The sequence below is a fragment of the Pseudomonas sp. MWU16-30317 genome (assembly GCF_020515695.1).
GTDB lineage: Bacteria > Pseudomonadota > Gammaproteobacteria > Pseudomonadales > Pseudomonadaceae > Aquipseudomonas.
Map to the genome: position 1 here is coordinate 646814 of NZ_JAIWJA010000002.1, position 21114 is coordinate 667927.

Annotated in this window: 19 protein-coding genes; 10 read left to right on the top strand and 9 right to left on the bottom strand. The window is 61.4% G+C overall.

The window, feature by feature from the left end; translation table 11 throughout:
* Positions 1-6: 6 nt before the first annotated feature.
* Both LIX93_RS07785 and LIX93_RS07790 read right to left on the bottom strand, forming a co-directional pair.
* Positions 7-1803, bottom strand: coding sequence for a di-heme-cytochrome C peroxidase (locus LIX93_RS07785; RefSeq protein WP_226503422.1), 1797 nt, complete (start codon positions 1801-1803; stop codon positions 7-9).
* A gap of 255 nt (positions 1804-2058) precedes the next feature.
* Entirely contained in the window at positions 2059-2274 is a 216-nt protein-coding gene (locus LIX93_RS07790) for a YgdI/YgdR family lipoprotein (protein WP_226503423.1), read from the bottom strand.
* 253 nt (positions 2275-2527) lie between these two features.
* Between LIX93_RS07790 and LIX93_RS07795 the strand changes: the two genes are divergently transcribed.
* The 3 genes from LIX93_RS07795 to LIX93_RS07805 all read left to right on the top strand — a co-directional run bounded on the left by LIX93_RS07795 (position 2528) and on the right by LIX93_RS07805 (position 7481).
* Entirely contained in the window at positions 2528-3058 is a 531-nt protein-coding gene (locus LIX93_RS07795) for a DNA starvation/stationary phase protection protein (protein ID WP_226503424.1), read from the top strand.
* A gap of 294 nt (positions 3059-3352) precedes the next feature.
* Entirely contained in the window at positions 3353-5383 is a 2031-nt protein-coding gene (locus LIX93_RS07800; protein ID WP_226503425.1) for a methyl-accepting chemotaxis protein, read from the top strand.
* A 106-nt stretch (positions 5384-5489) separates the two neighbouring features.
* The gene (locus LIX93_RS07805; protein WP_226503426.1) at positions 5490-7481 is read left to right on the top strand and encodes a methyl-accepting chemotaxis protein; all 1992 of its coding nucleotides are present in this window, start codon (positions 5490-5492) and stop codon (positions 7479-7481) included.
* A gap of 63 nt (positions 7482-7544) precedes the next feature.
* Here LIX93_RS07805 and LIX93_RS07810 read toward each other — a convergent pair whose 3' ends face one another.
* Together LIX93_RS07810 and LIX93_RS07815 are read right to left on the bottom strand one after the other, a co-directional pair.
* Positions 7545-8429, bottom strand: coding sequence for a TIGR03915 family putative DNA repair protein (locus tag LIX93_RS07810; protein WP_226503427.1), 885 nt, complete (start codon positions 8427-8429; stop codon positions 7545-7547).
* Positions 8426-9646, bottom strand: coding sequence for a putative DNA modification/repair radical SAM protein (locus tag LIX93_RS07815; protein ID WP_226503428.1), 1221 nt, complete (start codon positions 9644-9646; stop codon positions 8426-8428). The genes LIX93_RS07810 and LIX93_RS07815 overlap by 4 nt, the downstream gene beginning before the upstream one ends.
* A 144-nt stretch (positions 9647-9790) precedes the next feature.
* On the opposite strand from LIX93_RS07815, the gene LIX93_RS07820 reads away from it, so the two are divergent.
* The 4 genes from LIX93_RS07820 (at position 9791) to tcyN (ending at position 13114) form a co-directional block, all read left to right on the top strand.
* Positions 9791-10792: a D-cysteine desulfhydrase gene (locus LIX93_RS07820; protein ID WP_226503429.1), complete on the top strand. Its 1002-nt coding sequence runs from the start codon at positions 9791-9793 to the stop codon at positions 10790-10792.
* A 95-nt stretch (positions 10793-10887) separates the two neighbouring features.
* Entirely contained in the window at positions 10888-11685 is a 798-nt protein-coding gene (tcyJ, locus tag LIX93_RS07825; RefSeq protein ID WP_226503430.1) for a cystine ABC transporter substrate-binding protein, read from the top strand.
* Positions 11682-12347 carry a cystine ABC transporter permease gene (gene tcyL / locus LIX93_RS07830; RefSeq protein ID WP_226503431.1) on the top strand — a complete coding sequence of 222 codons (666 nt, stop codon included), beginning with the start codon at positions 11682-11684 and terminating at the stop codon, positions 12345-12347. Before tcyJ ends, tcyL begins: the two co-directional genes overlap by 4 nt.
* Before the next feature lie 14 nt (positions 12348-12361).
* Positions 12362-13114, top strand: a complete 753-nt coding sequence (tcyN, locus tag LIX93_RS07835) for an L-cystine ABC transporter ATP-binding protein TcyN (protein WP_226503432.1) — start codon at positions 12362-12364, stop codon at positions 13112-13114.
* A 75-nt stretch (positions 13115-13189) separates the two neighbouring features.
* Here tcyN and glpT read toward each other — a convergent pair whose 3' ends face one another.
* The 3 genes from glpT to LIX93_RS07850 all read right to left on the bottom strand — a co-directional run bounded on the left by glpT (position 13190) and on the right by LIX93_RS07850 (position 16491).
* Complete coding sequence (gene glpT / locus LIX93_RS07840; RefSeq protein WP_226503433.1) at positions 13190-14536, bottom strand: glycerol-3-phosphate transporter; 1347 nt, start codon at positions 14534-14536, stop codon at positions 13190-13192.
* 204 nt (positions 14537-14740) lie between these two features.
* Positions 14741-16087 carry a delta-60 repeat domain-containing protein gene (locus tag LIX93_RS07845; protein WP_226503434.1) on the bottom strand — a complete coding sequence of 449 codons (1347 nt, stop codon included), beginning with the start codon at positions 16085-16087 and terminating at the stop codon, positions 14741-14743.
* A 248-nt stretch (positions 16088-16335) separates the two neighbouring features.
* Entirely contained in the window at positions 16336-16491 is a 156-nt protein-coding gene (locus LIX93_RS07850) for a hypothetical protein (RefSeq protein ID WP_226503435.1), read from the bottom strand.
* Positions 16492-16725: 234 nt separating this feature from the next.
* On the opposite strand from LIX93_RS07850, the gene LIX93_RS07855 reads away from it, so the two are divergent.
* Both LIX93_RS07855 and fabF read left to right on the top strand, forming a co-directional pair.
* On the top strand, positions 16726-17046 hold the full coding sequence (locus LIX93_RS07855) for a ComEA family DNA-binding protein (protein ID WP_226503436.1): 321 nt from the start codon (positions 16726-16728) through the stop codon (positions 17044-17046).
* 173 nt (positions 17047-17219) lie between these two features.
* Entirely contained in the window at positions 17220-18491 is a 1272-nt protein-coding gene (fabF, locus tag LIX93_RS07860; RefSeq protein WP_226503697.1) for a beta-ketoacyl-ACP synthase II, read from the top strand.
* 822 nt (positions 18492-19313) lie between these two features.
* On the opposite strand, the gene LIX93_RS07865 is transcribed toward fabF, so the two are convergent.
* Positions 19314-19892 carry a TetR/AcrR family transcriptional regulator gene (locus LIX93_RS07865; protein ID WP_226503437.1) on the bottom strand — a complete coding sequence of 193 codons (579 nt, stop codon included), beginning with the start codon at positions 19890-19892 and terminating at the stop codon, positions 19314-19316.
* A gap of 152 nt (positions 19893-20044) precedes the next feature.
* The gene (locus tag LIX93_RS07870; RefSeq protein WP_226503438.1) at positions 20045-20212 is read right to left on the bottom strand and encodes a DUF2897 family protein; all 168 of its coding nucleotides are present in this window, start codon (positions 20210-20212) and stop codon (positions 20045-20047) included.
* A gap of 183 nt (positions 20213-20395) precedes the next feature.
* On the opposite strand from LIX93_RS07870, the gene pyrF reads away from it, so the two are divergent.
* On the top strand, positions 20396-21097 hold the full coding sequence (pyrF, locus tag LIX93_RS07875) for an orotidine-5'-phosphate decarboxylase (RefSeq protein ID WP_226503439.1): 702 nt from the start codon (positions 20396-20398) through the stop codon (positions 21095-21097).
* The last annotated feature ends 17 nt before the right edge of the window (positions 21098-21114 follow it).

Below are 21114 nucleotides of genomic sequence, written 5' to 3' on the forward strand. Positions count from 1 at the left end.
GTTCTCTCATTGCAGTTGGCTCTCCAGGGGCCCGCCCAGCACTTTCAGGTATTCGAGCAGCGCCCACCGTTCCTGAGGCTGCAGCAAGCGGCCGATCACCCCGCGGCCACGGGGGCCATCACGGAATTCATGGCCGCTGTTGTGGTTACCGGTGATGCGCGTATCGAACAGGAAACCGCCAGGGAAGGCCTCGGTGCGATAGCCGACATGGGCCGGGTCGAACTCGAAGGTGCCGCGGTAGAAGGTACGGGCGCGTTCGTCCTGCGGCGACAGCAGCTGGTAGAGGGTGGGGACTGAGCCGTTGTGCAGAAACGGCGCGGTGGCCCAGGCGCCATCCAGTGGCCGGGCCTTGTAGGCGCGCTCCTCGCGTACACCGATGGGCAGGCCGAAGCCGTCCATGACCTTGCGCTGATCGGCGTCGATGCCTGCTTCGCGATAGGCGCGGTCCTCGACAAAGGCGGTCACGTAGGCCAGGCCCTTGGCCGAAGACAGCTGGCTGAGGTCCAGCGTCGGGTTGGCCGGGTACAGGTTGACATCCAGCTTGGCCAGCTCGGCCTTGTCCCATTGCAGGGCGCTGAGGTCGTAACGATAGTCGGCGATGTTGTCGGCGGCGGTGGCATCGGTGCCGATGTAGTCCACGGGCAGGAGCTTGAGCGTTTGCACAGGCCGCGGTCCGCTGCGGTCCAGCGACGGTACGTGGCAGACGGCGCAGTTTTCCTGAAACAGCGCCCGGCCCTGGCTGGCCAATGGCAGGTCGATCTTGCCCAGCAGATCTTCGGGCCAGGTCGGCGGCTTGAGGCTTTGCAGGCTCTGCTCGATACGGTGCAGGTCGGCCAGGCGCACGCTGGAAGGGTATCGATCGTTGCCACGCAGTGGCTGGCCGTGATCGTCGAAGAACTTCAAGGTGGCGCCCACGCCCAGCGACTCGCCGATATTGCGCGCCATGGGCTGCTGCGCCGAGCCGTTCCATTGCACCCAGTCGAACGTCCAGATATCCCACAACTCGGGGTAGTCGACCGGAGCGTTGGCGACGCGATAGTTGCTGGGTGAAATGGCGTCACCAAAGGTGGCGTTGGCGATACGTCCGAAGGCGTCGGTACGGCCCGGGCCTTCGAGCGTCGGGTAGAGGCCCCGGTGAGTGTCGTTCCAGGCGACCTTGAGGAAGGTGTCGAGGGAAACCTTGAAATCCTTGCGCAGCTGCTCGTGCTCGGCCTCGTAGCGATCCTGCAGCACCGCATGGGCGAAGCGGTTGAATTTCCACGGCAGGTAGTAGGTGGCGGCCATGCTGGCGACCAGCGCCTGGCCAAAGGCACCACCGCGCAGGGTCGGCACGCTGGAAGGCAATACATGTTGCGCCGGGCCACCGTCGATGCGCAGCGCGGTACCTTTATAGCGCAGCTCGCCGGTATGGCAGGCAGCGCAGGTGATGTCCAGGTACTGCACAGGGTCGCTGGCATTCTGATGGCGGGTAAAGCCCACGGGCAGTTGTGCCGGGTTGCTGGCGCTCGGGGGATCGATCAGAAAGCCGAAGCGGCCCATATTCGCTGGGGCTGTAAAGCGCTCTGCGGAAAACGGCATTTCCAGCTGGGTGAACCAGTCGTAGTGCAGGCCCTTGATTTGCGTGCCTTGGGGGGTGAAGTAGTAGGCCTCGCGTTGCTCGGCGCTCCACTGCGGCAGGTAGCGGGTGCTTTCGGCGGGCTGCCAGGCCGGTAGATTGGGGTTGATGATGTAGTAGACCACCACACCGATGATCAGCACCACCAGCGCACCAAGCGCCAGGAGGACACGCGAGATAACGTGCAAGTTCAGACATCCTTGTATGAGTCGAACTGCTGTTATGCCTCAGTGCTGTCGTAGTGGCAAGTCGCTATTTTCTGCTTTTTGCAGGTTTTTTTCCGACGCTGCTGTAGGGGGAGTCTGGTACCGGTTGCAATCGCCGCATTTACGGGCAGTGCGGGTTTCGGCCGTGGCGGCTTTTTTTAGCTCGGATGACCGCTCCGGCCGTGCATGGGTGGCCTTTGCCACCTCTGACGTCACCGGAGCTCCGTCACATCCGGATCAATCTTCTTCTTTAACCGTGGCCACGTCGTCAGCGCGCACGCGCACCTTTTTGCCGGCCACATCGGTGAATTCATAGAAACCATCGGCGGTCTTGGTCTTGGGCATGTCCTTGGTGAGGTACTGGCTGCCGTTTTGCAGGGTCACCACGGTTTGGGTCGAGCAGCCGGCGAGGGCCAAGGTGGCGAGCAGGGCGGGGATCAGGTAGCGATTCATGAAGAGCTCCAGTGGGTAAATGTTTTTTCAAATGATTCGAGCCCGGCGCGCAGAAATAATTCTGTCAGCGGGTCATAGCGTCTCCGATGACCGGTCCAGCCCCGGTGGGGCAAGGGTCATAGCGCAAATTCATGCCCGTCATAGAAAAATCCGGCTGAACATTTTCACTCGGGCCGTGGTCGACTCTACAGACCGCGATGATCGTCTTGCGCGATCACTCCCCATCATTTGTTCAAACGACTGGAGATCCACCATGGCCGTCGCCAACGTTAAAAGTGAACTGAAAACCGTGTCCGCCGTAAAAAACAAAGCCGAGAAGGGCGAAGACGCACGCCTCTCGAACCAACCCGAAGTTGGCAAGGAACTCGCGGTGCTGCTGGCGGATGTATTCTCGCTGTACATCAAGACCAAGAATTACCACTGGCACATGCACGGCTCGCATTTCCGCGACTACCACCTGTTGCTGGAAGAGCAAGCCACTCAGCTATATGCCATTACTGACGTAATCGCCGAGCGCGCCCGCAAGATCGGCCAGCCGAGCATTCGTTCGCTGGAGCAGATGGTACAGATCAAGCGTCTCGCCAGCAGCGAAGCCACTGACCTGAGCGCCGAGCAGATGCTCACCGAGCTTCACGAGGACAACCAGGCGCTGGCGGCCTTCATGCGCACCACCCACACCATTACCGACGAAGCCAACGACGTGTCCACCACCAGCCTGCTGGAAGAGTGGATCGACCAGGCTGAAGAGCGCGCGTGGTTCCTGGGTCAGACCGTAGGTATCTGATCCGGTAGTTGCGTGATGACAAGAGCCCCACTTTAGAGTGGGGTTTTTTGTGCACGTTGTACGGGGATCTTTGCGGGCAAGCCTGGCTGCAACCCGTTTACGACTGAGGTTCGGCCAACGCTGTGCGAGCAAAGCTTGCTCGCGAGGGGGCCAGTGATCGCGGCGTAGCGGCACCGGACACCCTTCAGGTCATAAAACCCTGCATCAGTGCTTAAGCCCTGTCATGCAAGGTCGATAAAGAGGTCAATGGCCCGATTTTCGTCGGGCCGAACCTTTTCATCGTTGAGCATGGCCATGAAGCTTTCAAATATTTTCAACAGCAGCAAAGCCTCATCCCAAGGCAGTACCAGCGTGGTGTGCAGCGCCGGCGAGCTGGAGCGCGAGCTGCAAGCGCTACGCTTCACGCCGGTGCTGGTCACCGGCTTCGTCTCGCCCCACGTCGACCTCGATCAGGTCGCGCGGCGCATCAAGCAACGCTTCCCCAGCGCCGTCATCAGCCTGTGCACCACCTCGGGCGAGCTGTGCAACGGCGCCAGCCAGCTCTATTGCTCCACCGGCGAGCGTTGGGACCGGCTGGTGCTGCAACTGTTCGACAGTAGCGTGATTGCCTCGGCCGAGGTGGTGATGGTGCCGCTCGAATGCGAAGACATCCGCAGTGGCGGCAAGCGCCTGGCCATGCGCGAACGTATCGCCAAGCTGGTCGGCCATATCAAACGCGTGCGCATTCAGACGGCCATCGATCATCGCGACACCCTGGCCTATATCGTTTTCGACGGCTTGTCGGCCTCCGAATCGTTTTTCATGGAGGCGTTGTACGAGTCCGGCCGCTTCCCGTGCCTGTTCGTCGGTGGTTCGGCGGGTGGCAAGGGCGACTTCAAGCAGACCTTGATCCATGACGGCCAGCGCAGCTACGAGAATCACGCGCAGATCGTCTTTATCAAGACCCCGGCCGACGTGCGCTTCGGGGTGTTCAAGAGCCAGAATTTCCAGGCATCGAGCCTGAGCTTCAACGTGCTGACGGCCTCGGTCGAGGACCGCACCATTCATCAGATCGTCGACGCCCAAGGCAATATCAAGACCATGGTGCAGGCCCTGTGCGAGGCCTTCAAATGCACGCCGGATGCTCTTGAGCGGCATCTGGCCGAATATTCGTTCGCCATCCGCGTAGGCGAGGAACTGTTCGTGCGATCCATCGCGCGCATCGACTACGACCGCCAGATGGTGCAGCTGTTCTGCGACGTGGCACCGGGTGAAGAGCTGGTAATGGTCAAGCGCACCCCGATCCGCGAGGCGACGCGCAGCGATTTCCAGCGCTTCTTGCAAGGCAAGGGTGGCAAGCCTGTGGCGGCGATCCTCAACGACTGCATCCTGCGCCGGCTCAACAACGACAAGGACCTGGGCAGCATGACCGGGATCTTCGGCGACGTGCCGCTGGCGGGTTTCTCGACCTTCGGCGAGATTCTGGGCCTTAACCTCAACCAGACGCTGACGGCGATTTTCTTCTTCCGGGTGCCCAAGGCGGCAAGCTTCGCCGACGAATACGTCGACAATTTCATTGCCCATTACGGCGAGTTCAAGGCGTTCTTCCTGCGCCGCCAGATCAAGAAACTGGCCGGCCTCAACCACGTGGTGGTCAAGCAGATCAGGGCGCTTAACGGCAAGGACTTCACCAGCTACCTGGATACCCAGGGCATGGATGAAAACGTGCTGCCGGTGTTCAACGGGTTGTCCGACCTGGGCCGGGTCCTGGCTCAGGCCAGCGAGCAACAGCAGGAGATTGCCGATCAACTGCAGCATTATTCGGGCGAACTGCATTTGTCGATGGACGACCTGACCAGCACCATCGAGCGCCAGAGCAGCGTGGCGGCCGATGCCGGTGCCACCGTCGAGAGCCTGTCGGCGCAGGCCGGCGATACGGTCAACGGCGCGCGCGAACTGGCGCAATCGAGTTTGCGTATCCAGTCCATCGTCCAGGTCATTCAGCAGATTGCCGGGCAGACCAACCTGCTGGCGCTCAACGCGGCCATCGAAGCGGCGCGTGCCGGCGAGATGGGTCGGGGCTTTGCGGTGGTGGCCGACGAGGTGCGCAAGCTGGCGGAAATCACCCGCAAGAATGCCGGCGAGATCGGCGTCGATATCGACCTGCTGTCGAGTGAGATTCAACGGGTGGCGCAACAGATCGAGGATCAATCCACGGCCGTCGGCACCCTGCGCGAAATGCTCGACACCCTGGAGGACTCCAGTCGCCTGACCGGCGGTACGGCGCAACGGACCAAGGGCATCGCCGACACCCTGACAGGGCTGACGCACGGGGGCAGTCACTAGGAAGTGCATCGTCCGGCGCTGATGGGCAGCTACGCTCATGCAGCGTCGTGCGTTGCCGATACACCCTCTACCTGACAACAGTTTCAATCCTGCGGATATCCCCAGCATGCTAAAAACAATACAAGCTCGCTATACCGCCACCTTCGTGGGTTTCGTCCTGCTGATCGCCGTGCTCACAGGCGTCGGCATCAACCTGTTCATCACGCCCAGCCTCACTGCCACCGACGAGCGCCATCTGATCAACGAAGCGGGGCAGGTCAGCACCGTGATCAAGACCGAGCTGGCCAGGGTGCAAGCACAGCAACGGGTCATCACCGAAACCGTGCCGCAATTGGACAGCGACAGCATCGACCGGCTGTTGCCGAGCATGGTCAACCAGTATGGCGAGCTGAAGGTGTTCGGCGGCGGCGTCTGGCCACTACCTGACAAACGTACCCCCGGCCGGGCCAAGCACAGCACCTTCTACCACCGCGATGCCAGTGGCAAGTTGATCGTCAACACCCACTGGAACTCGCCTGAGTCCCTGAACTATTTCGAGCAGTCCTGGTACCTCGGTGGCCTCAAGACGCCTGCCGGGCAGTGCAACTGGGCTGCGGCCTATCGCGACGACGCCAGCCCCGAGCCGCGCACCAACTGCGCCATGGCCATCACCAAGGACGGCGCCGCCTATGGCGTGGCGACCATCGACGTGACCCTGGGTTTTTTCAACGATCTGATCGCCCAGAAAGAGCGGGAGATCCATGCCCAGCTGATGATCGTCGAGAGCGACGGCAAGGTGCTCAGCAACCAGCCGGAAATCCCGGGTAACAACGTGCTGAAGAACCTCAGCGACCTGGCTGGCCAGTACCCCTTTGCGGCAGCGCTGCAGAGTGCCCTGAAAACCCCCGCCAAGGCCGGCGCTACCCACACCACCTACACTGGCAGTGACGGCAAGGATTACAGCTTGTTCGTGCAGCCGCTCGAGGGCACCCCTTGGCTAATGGCAGTGGCGCAACCTACCGAGGTGCTGGCGGCGCTGAGCAGTAAGGTGCTGACGACTTTGGCCATGCTGCAGATCCCCATGGTGATCGTGATGCTGCTGGTGATCGTCTTCGCCCTCAGCCAGTTGATGAAGCGTCTGGCGGTGCTCAAGGCCAATATCGATACCTTGTCGGCGGGCGATGCCGACCTGACCAAGCGTATCGTCATCCGCGCCGAAGACGAGGTCGGTGCGGTGGGGCATTCGGTCAACCGCTTTATCGTCTACCTGCAAAAGATGATCACCGAGGTGTCCGAGTCGTCTTCGATGATCGCCGGTGGCATCGAGCAGTTGCGTGGTCAGTCCCATGGCACCAACCGGATTCTCACCCGGCACGCCAGCGAGACCGACCAGGCCGTTACCGCCATCACCGAAATGAGCTCTACGGCCGAAGACGTGGCGCGTAACGCCGCGCAAACGGCGAGCATGACCCAGGTCGCCAACGAAAAGGCCCGTCACTCCAAGATCGTGGTCGAGGACGCGTCGAGCAGCGTGCGCGAGCTGATCACCGAAGTGGAGGAGGCTACCAGCAAGGTGCGGGCGATGGAGCAGGATGCCCAGCGCATCAACTCGGTGCTCGGGGTCATCGGCGAAATCGCCGGGCAGACCAACCTGCTGGCGCTCAACGCCGCTATCGAGGCGGCGCGTGCCGGTGAACAAGGGCGCGGTTTTGCCGTGGTGGCCGATGAGGTGCGAGCCTTGGCCGGGCGCACCCAGGCCAGCACTTCGGAAATCAACGAAATGCTCACCAAGCTGCAGCAAGGTGTAGGCGCTGCGGTGGTGGCGATGGAGAACACCAAGGAGCGTTGCCAGGCGACGGTCGACAAAACCTCCAAAGTCAATGAAGGCCTGGACGGCATGGCCGAATCAGTGGTGCGCATCAATGACCTCAGCACCCAGATCGCCACGGCAGCCGAGGAGCAGAGCGCAGTGAGTGAAGAGATCAACCGCAACATGGTGGCGGTGCGGCATATCGTCGAGGAGTTGGTGGCAGGGGGCGCTCAGAGTGAGCAAAGTACGGCGGCGCTGGCGGCTTCGAATGACAAGCTGATTGCGGTGGTGCGCAAGTTCAAGCTTTAAGCGCGCAGCTTAGCTGCGAGCTCAAAGCCTGCGGGCTGCAGGCTGCAGGCTGCAGCTTGCAGCTCAACCCTTGCCGCTGCGCTCAATACGTTTGCCTTGGCGGGCTCCGATCGCCCGGGCCTGGCCGTCTCGCTGTTTGCCGGTGCGGGCCTCGCTGATCAGGCCGGGGATCAATGCGCCTTCGGGCAGGTTCTTCCAGAATCGTGTCGGCAGGTGCCCCTGCATGACCTTGGGGTTCAATCGCGCGGGGTTGAAGATGTGGCTGTAGTAGGTCAGCCACAATTCGCCCTGTGGGTCCTCGGCACCCTGAGCCAACTGCTGCCATGGCGGTGGGCAGCGGCGCTCGTGGATGAGCTGGGTGCCATCGTAGTAGACGCCATCCTGCGGTGTTGCGATCAGCCAGCGCTTTTGCCCCATGCGCCCGATGAAGTGCTCGCTGGCGCTGGCCAGAATGTCGTGGGCAGGCTCGTGCCAGGCCACGTATTCGGGGCCAAGGGTTGCATGGGCAGAGTCCGCTCCCGTAGTGGGCTGTGGATCTGTGGGAGCTGACTCTGGCTGCGAAGGGGGCAACTCGATAAACCGCAAGAACGCATGCAGGTGATGGGACTCCCTTGTCACCTGCTTGATACGCCGATGCAACTCACTGCCCAGTGCATCCCCCGCCAGCATGGCCGTGCGGTCGCCATGGCTGACACGCCAGAGCACTTCGTAAAGCAAACTCCAGCGCTGGTCGCCGCGATAGCGCGCTGCCGTCTGCAACAGCTCGATCAATGCCAGCGGGATGCGCGCCTGATAGGGCCCGGGCGTTGACGGCACCACCTCGTCGGTGGCGAACAGGTCGGCCACGGTGCTCCAGCTCACCTGGGCCGGATCGATCTGATGGCTTAGCAGCCAGCGTGCCTGCTGCCGCCAAGTGTCGAAGAGGTCATCGCAATCCAGGCTGATCATCCCCACAGCCCCAACTGCTGGGGCTGCGGGCGATCGCGCATCTGCTCGCGCAACAGGATGGTGGAAGTTTCCGCCTGCTGCGGGTGATAGTCGCTGGTGATGAAAAATGGCTTGGCCTTGGCCAGGACGCAGCGCAGGCGGGTCAGGTCTTCGTAGCGAATTCGTCGCTGACGGCGCAATTCGACCAGGCGCTTGGTGGTGCGGATGCCGATGCCGGGAATCCGCGCGATCAGGGCCGGTTCGGCGCGATTGAGGTCCAGCGGGAAGACACTGCGGTTCTCCAGCGCCCATGCCAGTTTGGGGTCGATGTCCAGCGCCAGATCGCCCGGTCCGGCGAGCAACTCGTCGGCGCGGTAGCCGTAGCTGCGCAGCAGAAAGTCGGCCTGGTACAGACGGTGTTCGCGCAACAGCGGCGGGGCGGCCAGCGGCACGCTTTTCGGGCTGTTGGGGATGGGGCTGAAGGCCGAGTAATAGACCCGCTTCAAGCCGTAATTGCCATAGAGCGATTCGGCGCTGTGGAGGATGGTGCTGTCGTCGGTGAGGTCGGCGCCGACGATCATCTGCGTACTTTGCCCTGCCGGCGTGAAACGGGGCGCGCGTGGCTCGTTGAGCACGGTCTGCTGGCCGGTGTAGATGGTGCCCATGGCCCGTTTGATCGAGCCCACGTCCTTTTCTGGCGCGAGAATCTGCAGGCTGGCATCCGTGGGGAGTTCGATATTGACGCTCAGGCGATCGGCATAGCGGCCGGCCTCCTCGATCAGCAGCGGATCGGCCTCGGGAATGGTCTTGAGGTGGATATAACCGCGGAACTGGTGCTCCTCTCGCAGCAGTCTGGCCACGCGAATCAATTGCTCCATGGTGTAGTCCGCCGAGCGGATGATCCCGGAGCTGAGGAACAGCCCGCTGATGCAGTTACGCCGATAGAAGTCCACCGTCAGACGCACCACTTCCTCAGGCGTAAAGCGCGCTCGGGGTACATCGCTGGAGCGTCGGTTGACGCAGTATTGGCAGTCAAACAGGCAGAAGTTGGTCAGCAGGATTTTCAGCAACGACACACAGCGCCCATCCGGCGTATAGCTGTGACAGATGCCCATGCCATCGGTCGCGCCCAGCCCGGCCTTGCCTTCAGAGCTGCGCTTGGGTGCGCCGCTGCTGGCGCAGGAGGCATCGTACTTGGCGGCATCGGCGAGGATGCTGAGCTTGTCGATCAGCTGCATGGGATTTTCCGTATACTGTTTTTATGTACAGTACAGTATCGTTGTGGGCCCCACAACGCCTCTGGTCGGGAGTTGCCCCAGCGCTCGCCGATGCCTATAGTCCAGATGCCTGCAGCCCACGTCGATCAATACCCTGGACAGCCCATGCTCAGCCAAGCACTTCCCCGTTTTCCACGCCTCGAACTGGTCGGCGCCCCCACCGCGCTGGAAAAGCTCGAACGCCTCTCGGCGCTGGTCGGCCGCGACGTCTATATCAAGCGCGATGACACCACCACCCTGGCCATGGGCGGCAACAAGGTGCGCAAGCTCGAATATCTGGCCGCTGACGCCTTGGCCCAGGGCGCCGACACCTTGGTGACTGCCGGCGCGCTGCAGTCCAATCATGTGCGCCAGACGGCTGCATTGGCAGCGAAGCTCGGGCTGGGCTGCCACGCCTTGCTGGAAAATGCCTTGGGCGATACCGCAGGGGCCGACTACCTCGGCAACGGCAATCGCTTGTTGCTGGACCTGTTCGGCACTGAGGTCGAGAACGTCGACAACCTGGACGCCGCCGATGCGCAATTGCTGGCCGCCGCCGATCGGCTGCGTGCGGCGGGCAAGCGCCCTTATGTCGTGCCGATCGGCGGCTCCAATGCGCTGGGGGCCCTGGGCTATGTGCGCGCCGGGTTGGAGCTGGCCAAGCAGATCCGCGCCAGCGGGCTGGATTTTGCCGCTGTGGTGCTGGCCTCCGGCAGCGCCGGTACCCACAGCGGCCTGGCGTTGGGGCTGAGCGAAATCCTGCCGCAGTTGCCGGTCATCGGTGTGACCGTTTCGCGCCCCTCTGCGACTCAGGCCCCGAAGGTTCAGCGCCTGGCCGAACAGACCTGCCATTTGCTGGAAGTCGATTTGCCCGAGCACTTCAATGTACAGCTGTGGGACGAGTATTTCGGCCCGCGTTACGGTGAGCCGAATGCTGGAACCCTGGCGGCTATCAGGTGCCTGGCGAGCCAGGAAGGCCTGTTGCTCGATCCGGTCTACACCGGCAAAGCCATGGCCGGTTTGCTGGATGCCATCGAGCGAGGCCGCTTGCCAGAAGGGCCGGTGATCTTCCTGCACACCGGCGGCGCTCCGGCACTTTTTGCCTATCCACAGGTCTGGAATAAATAGCATAAGGCTCGAATTTTTTATTCTTTTGCGTGCTTTGCGACACATCCTATAGTGGCGCCGCAAATCGACTCCCATCACAACAAAAGGGGCTGTAAATGATTCTTTCCGCTTGGCGTCGAAACCTCCTGTTGGGCAGCCTGGGCGTGGTGCTCGGCTCGGCAATGCTCGGCCAGGCCGTGGCCGGTGATCAGTTGCAGACTATCCAGAAAAACGGCTCGTTCAGCGTCGGTGTCGAGGGCACCTATCCGCCGTTCAGCTTCCAGGACGAGAACGGCAAGCTCAGTGGTTTCGAGGTCGAATTCGCCCAGGCGCTGGCCAAGCAGTTGGGGGTCAAGGTCAAGATCCAGGAAACCAAGTGGGACGGCATGCTCGCCGCGCTGGACTCCAAGCGCCTGGACGTGGTGATCAACCAGGTCACCATCTCCGAAGCACGCAAGCAGAAGTACGACTTCTCCCAGCCCTATACCGTCTCGGGTATTCAAGCGCTGGCCCAGAAGAAAGACGCCGGCAAGTACGAGAAGCCCGCCGACCTGGCCGGCAAGAAAGTCGGCGTAGGCCTGGGCTCCAACTACGAGCAATGGCTGCACGACAACGTGGCGCAAGCCGTGGTCAAGACCTACGACGATGACCCCACCAAGTATCAGGACCTGCGCATCGGCCGTATCGATGCGATTCTGGTGGACCGCCTGGCGGCGCTGGAGCTGATCAAGAAGACCGGTGACACGTTGGTCCTGGCCGGCCCTGCGTTCTCCCGTCAGGAAGCCGGCGTAGCACTGCGCAAGGGCGAGCCGGAACTGCTCGCAGCAATCAACCAGGCGATCGACAAGCTGCGCGCGGATGGCACCCTGGCGGCCTTGTCGAAGAAGTATTTCGGCGCTGACGTCACGCAATGAGCGAAAGCAGCTTGCAACTGATGCTCGACTCGGCGCCCTTTTTGCTCAAGGGCGCCTATTACACGGTTTTTCTGAGCCTGGGCGGGATGTTTTTCGGCCTGTTGCTGGGTTTTGGTCTGGCGTTGATGCGCCTGTCGACGTTCAAGCCCTGGAGCTGGATCGCGCGGATCTACGTGTCGTTCGTTCGCGGCACGCCGCTGCTGGTGCAGTTGTTCGTGATCTATTACGGCCTGCCGCAATTGGGCATCGAGCTGGACCCGCTGCCGGCGGCGCTGATCGGCTTCTCGCTGAACATGGCCGCCTATGCCTGTGAAATCCTGCGTGCGGCCATCGGCTCCATCGAGCGCGGGCAATGGGAAGCCGCTGCCAGTATCGGCATGACCCGCGGGCAAACGTTGCGCCGCGCCATCCTGCCTCAAGCGGCCCGCACGGCTTTGCCGCCACTGGGCAACAGTTTCATTTCGCTGGTCAAGGACACCTCGCTGGCGGCCACTATCCAGGTGCCTGAACTGTTCCGCCAGGCGCAGTTGATCACGGCGCGCACCTTCGAAATCTTCACCATGTACATCGGCGCCGCGTTGATCTACTGGGTGCTCGCCAGCGCCTTGGCGCACCTGCAACATCGTCTTGAACTGCGGGTCAACCGCCACGACCAGCAGTAAGGAGCAGCAACGCGATGATTGTGGTGGACAAGCTCAGCAAGCATTTCAACGGCGTCCCGGTGCTCAAGAATATCGACCTGCGCGTCGAGCCTGGCGAGGTGGTCGCCATCATCGGCCCCAGCGGTTCTGGCAAGACCACCTTCCTGCGCTGTCTGAACCTGCTGGAAACCCCGGATAGCGGGCGTATTCAGGTCGGCGATATAGAGATCGACGCCAGCAGGCCGTTGGCGCGGCAGCAGGAGCTGATTCGTCGGTTGCGCCAGCAGGTGGGGTTCGTGTTCCAGAACTTCAATCTGTTCCCTCACCGGACGGCGCTGGAGAATGTCGTCGAAGGCCCTATCGTGGTGAAGAAGGTCCCCCGCGACGATGCTCTTGAGCTGGGGCGCAGGCTACTGGCCAAGGTCGGCCTCGCCGGCAAGGAAGAGGCTTGGCCGCGGCGCATGTCCGGTGGTCAGCAACAGCGCGTGGCAATCGCTCGCGCCTTGGCGATGGAGCCCCAGGTGATTCTGTTCGACGAACCCACTTCGGCGCTCGACCCCGAACTGGTCGGCGAGGTGCTGGCCACGATTCGCAGCCTGGCCGAAGAAAAACGCACGATGATCATCGTCACTCACGAGATGCAATTCGCTCGCGATGTGGCCAACCGTGTGGTGTTTTTCGACAAGGGTGTGATAGTCGAGCAGGGTGAGGCGAAGGCGCTGTTCGCCGCGCCGAAGGAAGAGCGGACCCGGCAGTTCTTGAGCAAGTTTCTGGCGCATGCGCATTGAGGATAGCTGGGTTTGTGCCATCGCTGAAAAGCCCGCCTGGTCGTGATCCAGATCGGGCCCTGAAAATGATCAGGTTCAGGTGACTTCACGCCCCTTGCTCACCGCTCGGGTATGCCACAGCGTCGGCGCCAGGAACAGCATCGCCAGTGCGCACGCGGCAATCAGCAGCACGAAGCCGCCGTCCCAGCCAAAGTGATCCACGGTATAGCCCATCAACGCGCTGGCCGCGACCGAGCCGCCCAGATAGCCGAACAGGCCGGTGAAGCCTGCGGCGGTACCGGCGGCTTTTTTCGGTGCCAGCTCCAGTGCCTGCAGGCCGATCAGCATCACCGGGCCGTAGATCAGAAAGCCGATAGAGACCAACGCGATCATGTCGACCAGCGGGTTGCCCGGTGGGTTGAGCCAGTACACCAGGGTGGCCACCGTCACGAGGGCCATGAACACCATGCCGGTCAAGCCGCGGTTGCCGCGAAAGACCTTGTCCGACATCCAGCCGCATAGCAGCGTGCCGGGGATGCCCGCCCATTCATAGAAAAAGTACGCCCATGACGTGGTGTCGACCGTGAAGTGCTTGGCTTCCTTGAGGTAAGTGGGTGCCCAGTCGAGCACGCCGTAGCGCAGCAGGTAGACGAAGACGTTCGCCAGGGCGATGTACCAGAGCATTTTGTTGCGCAGCACGTATTTGACGAAGATGTCACGGGCGCTGAATTCGGCTTCGTGACTCTCGTCATAGCCTTGCGGGTAGTCGTTCTTGTAGTGCTCGATGGGCGGCAGGCCGACCGACTGCGGGGTGTCGCGCATGGTCACCAGGGCGAAGATCGCTACCACCAAGGCCACGGCCGCCGGTACGTAGAAGGCCGCGTGCCAGTCGTTGGTCCAGCCCAGGCCGAGCAGAAACAACGGCCCGATCAGGCCGCCGCCGACGTTGTGCGCGACGTTCCAGACCGACACCACGGCGCCGCGCTCCTTTTGCGACCACCAGTGCACCATGGTCCGTCCGCTGGGTGGCCAGCCCATGCCCTGGGCCCAGCCGTTGATGAACAGCAGGATGAACATGATGCTGACGCTCGAGGTCGCCCATGACGAAAAACCGAACACGAACATCACCGCTGCCGACACCAGCAGGCCCAGCGGCAGGAAGTACCGCGGGTTGGAGCGGTCCGAGACCAGGCCCATGAGGAACTTGGACAAGCCATAGGCAATCGCGATGGCGGACATGGCCATGCCCAGCTGGCCGCGGGTGTAGCCTTCCTCGATCAGATAGGGCATGGCCAGGGAGAAGTTTTTGCGTAGCAGGTAGTAGCCGGCGTAGCCGATGAAGATCCCGGCGAAGATCTGCCAGCGCAGGCGCCGGTAAGTGCTGTCGACTTCGGTTGCAGGAATGGGGGGCAGGTGCGGGGCAGGGCGCAGGAAGGCGAACATCGTGACTCTCCGTTTTATAGTTGGTGCGCGAAAACGAATGTTAAATTTTCGTTACAGAAAACAGGAGAGGTTAAGTATTACTGAATGTCTGCGAGCAGCAGGGCTCGAGGACGCGATGAAGCCAGCGTCCCCCAGAAGCGTGGTGCCTGAGGGGACGATCTCTCTGGGGTGGCCTGCTGGGCGTTCGATTCAGCCGCGAGGGGTTCAAGCCTTGAAGCGTCGTACCTTGGCGGCGTCGGTCTGCACCTCGGTCGCTTCAGTCGTGGCCACCAGGCACTTGCCATCGTGCTGCACGTTGATGTCTGCGATGCGGCGAACGGCTGGCATGCTCAGGAAACCGTCGCAGCCAAAGCCCTTGTCCGGTGCGCCGTGCTCGGTTACACGCAACAGCAGTCCTTGGGGGGGCAAGGCTAAGTCGAGTGGTTGTTGCTGGCCCGCGACCCAATATTGTCCGCCGGTCAGCGTGGCACCGATGCCCTGCAAAGAGGTCTTTTGGTTGGCGATCATCCAGTAGCTGGGCGTAAAACTCGGATCTGGATGTCCGCTTTGGTCAAGTCTGAATAGCAGACCGCCCACGCGGTCTGGATTATCTGTCGGCTGGTTGCTGCCGATGACGATGAGCGTGTTGCTGGCGGTGACCCAGACATTCTCCAGGGAGATGGCATAGCCGCTGACCGGGTTTTCGTCGGTCTCGAACCGCAGGTCATTCGCCCCGGTTGGCGCGGTGGCATAGAAGCCCTCCGTGCCAAAGCTTTTGTCCAGTCTGCCCTTGGCGTCAAGCCTGGCCATCAGGCCTGTGCGCCCCGCCTTGCCAGCGACTATCCAGCCTGCGGTGGGGGAGGGGATCATCGCGCGAATTTCCATAGCGGTGTCTTGGTACTGGAGTTGGAGGTAGCCATCCTCGTGAAAGCTGTAGTCGATGGAGCCGTTGCTGTTCAGCTGTACGATGTAACTGCGAGGTTGCTGGATAGCCCAATGCTGGTGGGTGAAGTCAACGGTGATCTTGCCGTCGACATCGACGTGGGGATGGGCTTTCACCGTACTCCGGCGCTGCGGTTGCTCCAGTGAATCGACCACATCTCGCAGCGGTGGGAAATGGCCCATCAGGACCCGTCCGTCATTGTTGAAACTGCCGTCGCGCTCACCATCGAGGTAGTAGCGAGTGCAGCCCAGATTATAGTCGTTGGTCTTGGGGTTGACGTACCGTACGAATGACAAGAAGCGCCCTTCATCGAACATCACCAGTTGCGATGGGTATGCGCTCAGGTAGCCGTCACTGGCATAGCGTTCGTTGAGGTAGCCGGTATTGTCGTTGAACGTCCTGTCGAGGCCTCCGGCAGCGTCGAGCTTCATCAGACCGGGGCCAAGCCTGCCGTTTTCGCGGATTTCAACGGCCACCAGGATCGAGTTGTCCTTCAAGACCAAAAGCGAGTTGACAGCGCGGACTTCCACTCCCTCCACACCAAGAAGCGAATGGAGATGGACCTCACCGGCCGCGCCGAAATCAGGGTCGAGAAACGCACTGGGAACACTACGGCGCAAAGGTGGCATGGACGACATCGCTTTTTCAAGTTGGAACGCTCACGCTATTCCACGATGTCCAGCTCTCCTACTCTCACATCTGTGAGCTACAGCGGGGGATTTTTTGTGGTAGGCACGGTGGCAGCGCCGAAGATGTCGGCCTCGCAACCCAGATCGGCCAAAGGGCGACTAGCCGGGGATGCAGGGGCGAACCCGAGCCTGTGCTCAAGGCCTGGGTTCTTGCACTCTGCCGAGGAGGTGACGGCAACCCGCCGATTTCAGTGCTGCCGACGGCGCCGCGGATCGGCGTCGGAATCCATCTTGATTGGCACCATGACCATGTCTTCATGACGTTTGCCGCCACGAATCAGGCCGATCGTCATGAAAAAGGCAACGACCAAAGCAGCTATCCAGCACAACGCGAAGGTGGCCATGGGAACTCCAGCATCAAAGGGGTGTAACTGGTTTTCGGCAGACCGTGTTCAGACTTTAAGCCGCTGGTCGGCGACGGCTGCGGCCATCACCCGAGGCGTGATGGGGTAGCGCTGGCACAACCGGAAACAGTTCCAAGGTGCTGACAGGTTGCCGCACGGCAGGCGCTGCTCTAAGGTCTGTGGGCGGCTGAGGAACGCCGCTTCTACTCGAACGATGTCATGGAGACTTCCGATATGCGCAACTATCTACTTCCTTCCCTCGTACTGGCCCTGGCAACGACTTTTTCTTCGGTGCCGGCGTTCGCTGCAACCCCCCCAGCCAGCGAAGCCGGGAAAATGGCTGAGATGGCGCCCATGAGCAAGGTCAACCTCAATACGGCCGACCAGGACACCCTGCAGCGCGAACTGACGGGGATTGGCGGTGCCAAGGCCGCGGCCATCGTCGAACACCGCCAGAGCAAAGGCGCGTTCGCTTCGGTGGACGAGTTGCTGGAGGTGCAGGGAATCGGCAAGGCGCTGGTGGAAAAGAACCGGGACCGGCTGACGATCGAATAAAACCGCGGCGCCCGTATTGAAAAGGCCGGTCCATGACCGGCTTTTTCGTGGGCGTCCCCTGGGGCGCATCGACTGAATGATACCCGTCATTTCATTTTATGGATTATGAGTGTAATTTAAAAGCCCCGGCGGGTTCACATGCGCCGGTGAACCAATGGGTAGAGGGTCATATGCTGAATCGCAGGATTGTAGTCACCGGTATGGGCGTGGTATCGCCTTTGGGTTGCGGCGTCGAAACCGTTTGGCAGCGTTTGCTGGCAGGACGTTCAGGATTGGGGCTGCTGCCCGAGACCGTGGTGGCAGATCTGGCCGGCAAGGTGGGGGGCAGGGTCCCGGATCTGGCGGATGACCCCCAGGGCGGCTTTGACGCCGACGCGGCGGTGGCGCCCAAGGATCAGAAGAAGATGGACCGCTTCATCCAGTTTGCCATGGCTGCGGCTCGTGAGGCCTTGCTGCAGGCTGGGTGGGCACCGCAAGGAGAGGCCCAGCAGTCGCGCACGGCCACGGTGATCGGCTCTGGGATCGGCGGTTTCGGTGCCATCGCCGAAGCGGTCCGTACCACCGACAGCCGTGGGCCGCGACGGTTGTCACCATTCACCATCCCGTCGTTTCTGGTTAACCTCGCGGCGGGCAATGTCTCGATCCAGCATGGTTTCAAAGGCCCCATGGGCGCACCGGTAACGGCTTGCGCGGCGGGTGTGCAGGCCATAGGCGACGCGGCTCGGATGATCCGTGCGGGTGAGGCGGACATTGCCCTGTGTGGTGGAACCGAAGCGGCGATCGATCGAGTCAGCCTGGCCGGGTTCGCCGCTGCGAGGGCCTTGTCCAGTGGCTATAACCATGCGCCAGAGCAGGCTTCGCGGCCGTTCGACCAAGGGCGCGATGGATTCGTGATGGGCGAAGGTGCGGGATTGCTAGTGATCGAATCGCTGGAGCATGCCTTGGCGCGGGGTGCACAGCCGCTTGCCGAACTGGTGGGTTATGGCACCAGTGCCGACGCCTATCATCTGACCGCCGGGCCCGAGGATGGCAGCGGAGCGCGCCGGGCCATGGAGCAGGCGTTGGCTCAGGCCGGTATCGAACCGCAGCGAATTGCTCATCTGAACGCCCATGCCACCTCCACGCCTGTGGGCGACAAGGGTGAGCTGGCGGCGATCCGCAGTGTGTTCGGCGCTGCGGCCAAGGTGGCTATCACCTCGACCAAATCGGCTACCGGGCATCTGCTTGGCGCAGCAGGTGGCCTGGAGGCGATCTTTACCGTGCTGGCGCTGCGTGACCAGGTCGCCCCTGCCACGCTCAATTTCGAGGTGCCTGACGAGGCGGTGAAGGCTCTGGACATAGTCAGTGGTCGAAAGCGACCGATGGCAATGGAGTATGCGATGAGCAATGGCTTCGGCTTTGGTGGCGTCAACGCAAGCATTGTGTTCCGCCGTTGGCCACAATAGTCAGGCCCGTCGTGATCACGACACAAGGTCAGTGGCCTGATCAAAAAACGATCAGATCTGCGCAGGCCATGTAAACCGTGGCCTGTAGGCGGTTCTCCCAAGGTTGTCCACAGGCAGACCTAGGGAAAATGTGCACAAGCCATTGAAACTGCTCGTTTTTTGTCCAGTCGGCTGCAAGCCGCTCAGGCTATGGGGTTGCGCAGTATTCCCCCAGCTTATGCACAGCCTGGTGCAGGTTTTTGATGAATAACCTTTGGTGCGTCTGCTGGGCAAAGGGCTCGCCGGCTAAGTGGACGCACATGCGGTCAGAAGTGAGCGTCACCCTGTAAGGAATTGCCAGAATTACGTGGATGACGTGATCAAAAAATAACCAGATGCCTGCAGCCCTTGCTAGCCGTGGCCTGTAGCCAGTTCTCCCAAGCTTGTCCACAGGCAGACGTAGGGAAAATGTGTACAAGGTATTGAAACTGCTCGTTTTTTACTCAAGTAGCGCAAAGCCATACAGGCTATGGCCTTGCGCCACGTTCCCCCAGCTTATACACAGGCTCATTCAAGTTTTTGATGAACAACTGCGAGTCGCGGTGCCAGCAGATTATTGAACTCAATCAGGCGCTTACAGCTGATCAATAATTGATCAAATCTGTGCAGCCCTTATAATCCGTGGCCTATAGCTAGTTCTCCCAAGCTTGTCCACAGGCAGACGTAGGGAAAATGTGTACAAGGTATTGAAACTGCTCGTTTTTCGCTCAACGTTGCGCAAGCCATGGTTTATAAGGCCCGCTGAGCGATTCCCCCAGCTTATGCACAGATTGACTCAAGGTTTCATGGGATATCTGCACCGGGGCGCGCCTGGCGTTTGAGCGCTTCGCGGGCGGTGGCCAGGATGCGGGCGGCGAAGTCTTGATCCTCGACGCTGCGAGAAAGTACCAAGGCGCCGATCAGCGTCGAAAGCATCACCAGGCTTTGCGCCTCGGCGTCTTCACCGTCGCCCAGCGCTTGCGCCATCAAGCCCGCACGGTGTTGTACCGCGCGGTCCACCAATGGGCTGGGTTGGCCACGCTGGCCCATCTCGGCGGCCATGGTCGGCAGCGGGCATCCGCGTTCCGGGTGATCACGATGGGCATCGCTCAGGTACATATCGATAAAGCCTTCCAGCGGCTTGTCCCCGGCGAACTTGGCGGCCACCAGGGTACCCATTTCCTCGCTGGCCGAGCGCAGCGCAGTCTCCACCAGATCGTCCTTGGATTTGAAATGCGCATAGAAGCCGCCATGGGTCAGCCCCAAGGCCTTCATCAGCGGTTGCAGGCCAGTGGCGCCGATACCGTCCTTGCGAAAGCGAGCAGCGGCTTCCTTGACGATACGCTCGTGGGTTTGGGCTTTATGATCAGCTGAGTAACGCATGAAGTACCTCTGCTGGTACGATTTGAATGTTGGTTGACATGTTAACAGGCCAAGTGCTCTCTGAGCATTTCGACCGCTGTGCGCGTAGTACAGAAGGTGAGAGCGCCAACCATTCTCCCCACGCGCTACAGCGTTATGAGTCCGGAATTGAATCAGCGCTCCCGAGCTTCCTTCGCATCCATCTCGGCGTTGCGCTCGTGGACGCGCTTGAGCTCTTCAGGCGTCATCTCGACCTTTTGTGCGCTTTGACGCAGGACCAGAAGGCCACCGACGATCGAGCCGATCGCCACTAACAGAATCAACCAGGCATACCAGGGCATGTGACCCTCCTAAGACAGCGGACTCGCCGCACGGGCTGCGACGAACTGGCGCTGATACCCGTTTGAGCGACGTGATGTCGCAGTGGTTCCATTGTAGCGGGTGACCGTCGCGACGCTTGCACAGTGCACGCGCAAAATCCGCTACAATGCGCGCCGATTTCGACTTGCCCTGAGAGCCCCGACATGTCCACCTGCCAGACGCCCATCATTGTCGCCCTGGATTTCCCGACCCGTGACGCCGCCTTGAAGCTGGCCAACCAGCTCGACCCGGCCCTGTGCCGCGTCAAGGTGGGCAAGGAGCTATTCACCAGCAGCGCGTCGGGCATCGTCGAGACGCTCAACGCGCGTGGCTTCGAGGTGTTTCTGGACCTGAAATTCCACGACATCCCTAACACCACCGCCATGGCCGTCAAGGCCGCTGCGCAGATGGGCGTATGGATGGTCAATGTTCATTGCTCGGGTGGCCTGCGCATGATGGCGGCGTGCCGCGAGGTGTTGGATCAGAGCACGGGCACCAAACCGTTGCTGATCGGCGTGACAGTACTGACCAGCATGGAGCGCGAAGACCTGGCCGCCATAGGCCTGGACATCGAGCCTCAGGAGCAGGTACTGCGCCTGGCGGCGTTGGCGCAAAAGGCCGGTATGGATGGCCTGGTGTGCTCTGCACTCGAAGCCCAGGCGCTCAAGAGCGCCCATCCGACGCTGCAACTGGTAACCCCGGGTATCCGCCCTGCGGGCAGCACGCAAGACGATCAGCGTCGCATCCTTACTCCGCGTCAGGCGCTGGATGCCGGCTCCGACTATCTGGTCATCGGTCGTCCGATCAGCCAGGCCGCCGATCCGGCCAAAGCACTGGCGGATGTGGTTGCTCAGTTGGCGCTTTGATCACCCATTCAGGCCCC

What these genes read in the sequence shown, in the direction of transcription:
- LIX93_RS07815 (WP_226503428.1), bottom strand. Translation starts at nt 9,646, where the DNA reads ATGCAGCTGATCGACAAGCTCAGCATCCTCGCCGATGCCGCCAAGTAC.
- LIX93_RS07870 (WP_226503438.1), bottom strand. Translation starts at nt 20,212, where the DNA reads ATGCCCTGGTATGCCTGGTTGATTCTGTTAGTGGCGATCGGCTCGATC.
- LIX93_RS07850 (WP_226503435.1), bottom strand. Translation starts at nt 16,491, where the DNA reads ATGGCCACCTTCGCGTTGTGCTGGATAGCTGCTTTGGTCGTTGCCTTT.
- LIX93_RS07810 (WP_226503427.1), bottom strand. Translation starts at nt 8,429, where the DNA reads ATGATCAGCCTGGATTGCGATGACCTCTTCGACACTTGGCGGCAGCAG.
- glpT (WP_226503433.1), bottom strand. Translation starts at nt 14,536, where the DNA reads ATGTTCGCCTTCCTGCGCCCTGCCCCGCACCTGCCCCCCATTCCTGCA.
- tcyL (WP_226503431.1), top strand. Translation starts at nt 11,682, where the DNA reads ATGAGCGAAAGCAGCTTGCAACTGATGCTCGACTCGGCGCCCTTTTTG.
- tcyN (WP_226503432.1), top strand. Translation starts at nt 12,362, where the DNA reads ATGATTGTGGTGGACAAGCTCAGCAAGCATTTCAACGGCGTCCCGGTG.
- LIX93_RS07800 (WP_226503425.1), top strand. Translation starts at nt 3,353, where the DNA reads ATGAAGCTTTCAAATATTTTCAACAGCAGCAAAGCCTCATCCCAAGGC.
- LIX93_RS07845 (WP_226503434.1), bottom strand. Translation starts at nt 16,087, where the DNA reads ATGCCACCTTTGCGCCGTAGTGTTCCCAGTGCGTTTCTCGACCCTGAT.
- tcyJ (WP_226503430.1), top strand. Translation starts at nt 10,888, where the DNA reads ATGATTCTTTCCGCTTGGCGTCGAAACCTCCTGTTGGGCAGCCTGGGC.
- LIX93_RS07820 (WP_226503429.1), top strand. Translation starts at nt 9,791, where the DNA reads ATGCTCAGCCAAGCACTTCCCCGTTTTCCACGCCTCGAACTGGTCGGC.
- LIX93_RS07790 (WP_226503423.1), bottom strand. Translation starts at nt 2,274, where the DNA reads ATGAATCGCTACCTGATCCCCGCCCTGCTCGCCACCTTGGCCCTCGCC.
- LIX93_RS07795 (WP_226503424.1), top strand. Translation starts at nt 2,528, where the DNA reads ATGGCCGTCGCCAACGTTAAAAGTGAACTGAAAACCGTGTCCGCCGTA.
- LIX93_RS07805 (WP_226503426.1), top strand. Translation starts at nt 5,490, where the DNA reads ATGCTAAAAACAATACAAGCTCGCTATACCGCCACCTTCGTGGGTTTC.
- pyrF (WP_226503439.1), top strand. Translation starts at nt 20,396, where the DNA reads ATGTCCACCTGCCAGACGCCCATCATTGTCGCCCTGGATTTCCCGACC.
- LIX93_RS07865 (WP_226503437.1), bottom strand. Translation starts at nt 19,892, where the DNA reads ATGCGTTACTCAGCTGATCATAAAGCCCAAACCCACGAGCGTATCGTC.
- LIX93_RS07855 (WP_226503436.1), top strand. Translation starts at nt 16,726, where the DNA reads ATGCGCAACTATCTACTTCCTTCCCTCGTACTGGCCCTGGCAACGACT.